The sequence below is a fragment of the Paenibacillus apii genome (genome assembly GCF_011043685.1).
Classification (GTDB): Bacteria; Bacillota; Bacilli; order Paenibacillales; family Paenibacillaceae; genus Paenibacillus_AQ; species Paenibacillus_AQ sabinae.
In genome coordinates this window covers 1-1,404 of record NZ_JAAKGU010000027.1, presented here as the reverse complement: position 1 = coordinate 1,404, position 1,404 = coordinate 1, and the positions used below count along the sequence as shown (strand labels likewise).

Here is a 1,404-nt window from a genome sequence, read left to right as displayed (position 1 = left end):
CTCCTAGGCCCCCTAATTAAACTGGAGTCCTCCCACCCAATAATTTAAACTGGAGATAAGGGGGAGATGACGAGGATGGGAAAGAGGTTGAAAGAGGAAGCACGGCTTAAAATTGTTAAGGAAGCGCTGGCTGGAGTTAAGGTGGGGGTGTTATCCCGCATATATGACATTCATCCAGAAACCATACGCGGGTGGATTAGGGATCATCGTGACTCCATTCCACCAGAAGAAATTCCGGTTGCAGACGAGCATCTGCAAGAACTTCAGCGACTTCAGGATGTGGAGCAACGCTACGAAAAGGCCATGAAGGTGCTCGGAGAAAAAGAGCTTGAGCTTGAGATTCTGCGAGAACTGCTAAAAAAGAAAAACCCCGCTTATCCGAAAAATTCGAAGTAGCAGACCTATTTATTAAGCGGGGGGAACCGGTGGCATGGGTTCTGCGCATCCTTGGATTATCCGAATCGACGTACTACGACCGTAAAAAACGGGCTGCCCGTCCGGCAACAAAACGCCCACCAGAAGGCCAAATGGGCCGTCCGGTACCAGGCTACTCCTTCACGGATACGGGAAAGAGAGTCAGTGACGAACAAATCAAGGAGTGGCTGCTTGAGCTCCTCGAAGGCGAAGAGCATGTCTATGGCTACAAGCTTCTGGCGCAATGTATTCGTAACCGGTACAGCGTGAAGCTCAACAAGAAAAAAGCGTATCGCTTGTGTAAGGAGCTAGGGATTCTGAAACAACCCCATAAGTGCCTCCCCTCACATCCACGCCGGCTCCCCAAGAACCGGGTCGTCACCGGGTCCAACCAGTTGTGGCAAATGGACATTAAGTACGGCTATATCATCGGCCAGGAGCGTTTCTTTTTTGTACTTAGCATCATTGATGTGTTTGACCGTGTCGTGGTCCAGCAGTACAGAGGACCCGTATGTGAAGCCAAACATGCGGTTCAAACGCTATGGCGGGCGTTACAGAGTCGTCTCCAATCCAGAGAAGCCCTGCCCGTGATTCGAACAGACAACGGGCCGCAATTCGTCAGTAAGTTATTTGGAGATACCTGTGAAAGCCTGGACATGATTCACGAACGCATCCCGCCGCGGACACCGAATATGAATGCATACATTGAGTCATTCCATAGCTTGCTGGAACGCGATCTATTCAGAAATAGAGAGTTCATGACTTTCGACGAAGCCTACGAGGCCCTCGATCAATACATGGACTTCTACAACAACCGTAAGATGCATGGCAGCTTGAAGTTATTGCCTCCAACGAAGTTTTCCGAATGGGTCAAAACACTGGAGGACTCCTCGAAATTTCATAAAGCCATGTAAACCCTCGAAATAAAGAGTTATTTTACGAACGCTTGTTAATTGTAGGGCATGACTCCGGATTTAGGGGGCCTAGCCG

The 1,404-nt window shown here is 49.4% G+C and carries 2 protein-coding genes; both read left to right on the top strand.

From position 1 onward, the window contains the following. Positions 1–75: 75 nt before the first annotated feature. Positions 76–396: a helix-turn-helix domain-containing protein gene (locus tag G5B47_RS25210; protein ID WP_165104217.1), complete on the top strand. Its 321-nt coding sequence runs from the start codon at positions 76–78 to the stop codon at positions 394–396. Between the two features lie 29 nt (positions 397–425). Then, a complete protein-coding gene (locus G5B47_RS25205) occupies positions 426–1,328 on the top strand; it encodes an IS3 family transposase (protein WP_328804656.1) in 903 nt (300 codons plus the stop codon). Positions 1,329–1,404 lie beyond the last annotated feature (76 nt).

Bases quoted from the DNA above. Each gene is read 5' to 3' on its own strand.
- G5B47_RS25210 (WP_165104217.1), top strand. From the start codon at position 76: ATGGGAAAGAGGTTGAAAGAGGAAGCACGGCTTAAAATTGTTAAGGAA.